The 2,417-nt window shown below is 53.1% G+C and carries 2 protein-coding genes; both read right to left on the reverse strand.

Annotated features, from left to right (window positions below):
- Positions 1-1,993, reverse strand: a 1,993-nt coding sequence (locus QNM19_RS24400; RefSeq protein WP_284027313.1) for a condensation domain-containing protein, incomplete at its 3' end; no start/stop codon positions are given.
- Positions 1,990-2,417, reverse strand: a 428-nt coding sequence (locus QNM19_RS24405) for a phosphopantetheine-binding protein (RefSeq protein WP_284027314.1), incomplete at its 5' end; no start/stop codon positions are given. The genes QNM19_RS24400 and QNM19_RS24405, both read right to left, overlap by 4 nt.

A 2,417-nucleotide genomic window follows, 5' to 3' on the forward strand; every position in this document is an offset into this window, starting at 1 on the left:
CATCATTCAGCGTCGCCAGACTCAACGTGTCGGTGGCCAGGCCTTGCAGGATGGCCGGGTTATCGGTGAGGGTCACGACCGGCTTCGCATCGTCAATGATCTGTGCCAGTCGGGCACTGGGGTAGCCCGGGTCAAGCGGCAAATAGGCGGCACCGGTTTTCAGGATGGCCAGTATGGCCATTACCATCTCGGCATGTCGCTCAGTGCTGACGCCCACCATGCTGTCGGCGCTGAGTGAATAGTGTTGCTGCAAGTATGCGGCTATGCGATTGGCACCGGCGTCCAGCTGGGCATAGCTCAGTGTGCGACCGCCGGGCATATCAATGGCGATGGCATCCGGTGTTAACTGAGCCTGACGACTGATTTGTTCATGCAGGCTGAGCTCAGCGTTATAAGCCAGTGTTTCACTTTGCACATCATACACCAAGTGTTGGCGCTCCTGCTCACTCAACATATCGATCTGCTGCGGCGACTGTTGACTGAGTGAAGCCAGGTTTTGTGGCACCAAAGCAGCAATAAGCTGACTCAGATGCGTACTGAGCTTGGTAATATAGTCGGCGGTAAACAGGTGACTGTCATACACCCAGTTCAGCGCCAGCCCCTGCTCGTTAAAAACCAGGTTGATGTCGAGGTCGAATTTGCTGCTGGTCACAGGTAAGACTTGCTGCGTTAACTGCACATCAGCAACATTAAACTGCGTACTCACTGGCTGAGCGGGCGTACCCTCTACCGTCAGCAGGATCTGAAATAATGGCGCATGAACCTGACTGCGTGAGATCTGAAGTCCTTCAATCAGCTGATCCAGTGGTAATTCCTGATTCGCCAGCGCCTGCTGATTGATACTTTTAACGTGCTCAAAATACTCCATCAGAGTGTCAAATTCCGTCGACACTCGCAGTGGCACGGTATTGACAAAAAAGCCCTGCAACGACTGCAATCCGCTTTGCAGCCGGTTCTCAACCGGGGTGCCAATGACAATATCCTGGCTATGACTGTGTCTGGCGACTACCAGGGACAATAAAGCATGCAAAAATGCAAATGGACTTAACTGCAATGCTTCAGCACTGTCAGCAATGGCTTTGGCCTGGTGTTCAGGTAATTGCTGCGTGAATTTTTGCGCTGGATGTTGAAGAGTGTCTCGCTGTCCCGTCACAGGCAAAGTGTGTACTTCTGGCGCATCGGCAAGCTGCTTCACCCAATAGTCCAGCTGAGCTTGATAATGTGTCCGGGCTTCATTTTGTTGCCAGTGCGCATAATCAATGTAATGTAATGGCAGTGGCGCCAGTTCAGGCTCCTGGCCTGCAATCAGTGCGCTGTAGGTGTGAGAAAACTCCTTCACCAGCAGTGCCACAGAATAACCATCCGACACGATATGATGCAGGTTGAACATCAACACGCCCTGCTGCGGGGAAAGGGTGACGTAATGAACCCGGATCAAGCTGTCTGTACTTAAATCAAAAGCATAAGCGGCCTCTTGTGCCAGCAAAGCGTCCAGCTGCGTTTGCTGCGCCGACGCGGTCAGGTCACTCAGGTCGTGCGAGGACACAAGCTGTGCCGGTGCGCTCACCAGCTGCTGTTTGCCTTCCCCTTCCACTTCAATAAACCGGGTGCGCAGTACTTCATGACGCGCCACTATGGACTGCATGGTTTGCTCTAGTACCGCCAGGTCAAACTCACCCGATACAGTGAATGCCGCCGACATATTATATGCAATGGTATTGCCCTGAAGCTGGTCAAGAAACCACAAGCGTTGCTGCGCTGATGACAATGGAAAGTGCGCCTGCGTCCGCTCAACGGGCTTGATCACAGGGGCCTGAGAAGCGCTGGCATATAACCCCAACAGATATTGTTTTAGTTCGTCTTTTCTTGCTATTAGCTGTTGTTTCAGCGCCGCATCCAGGGCTTTTGGAAGGTGTAGCTTCACTTCGCCTTGGTGGTGCTGTGCACTGGCGCCTTGCTCCAGCAAAGCGCGGTATAATTCTTGGATCATCATAGGGTAAATTCCTCGAAGTCGGATGCAGCGGGACTGTGCGTCGTGTCACTGACATGCAAAGTGAAGATGTCGTCGATATGGCGACTGATGTTGGCAACGGTCATTTGCTGATATAAATCCTGGATGGCTAGGTTGATCGCAAAAGTGTCGTTAAGTCGGGTTACCAGGCGCATCACTAGCAGTGAATGTCCGCCCAGCTCGAAAAAGTCTGTCTGTGTGCTTATCTGGCTGGCTTCTACATTGAGTAACTGCGCCCAAATCTCACACACCGCCTGCTCGGTGTCTGTTTGCGGCACTACGTAGCGGCCCTGCAGTGCGGTGGCATCCACCTCCGGCAGCGCCTTTTTGTTGATCTTGCCACTGGCTGTCAGCGGCCACTCAGGGACCACCTGACCCAGCCTCGGCACCATGTATTCCGGTAAAC

The sequence above is a fragment of the Pseudoalteromonas ardens genome, assembly GCF_030125445.1.
In the GTDB taxonomy this organism is placed as follows: domain Bacteria; phylum Pseudomonadota; class Gammaproteobacteria; order Enterobacterales; family Alteromonadaceae; genus Pseudoalteromonas; species Pseudoalteromonas ardens.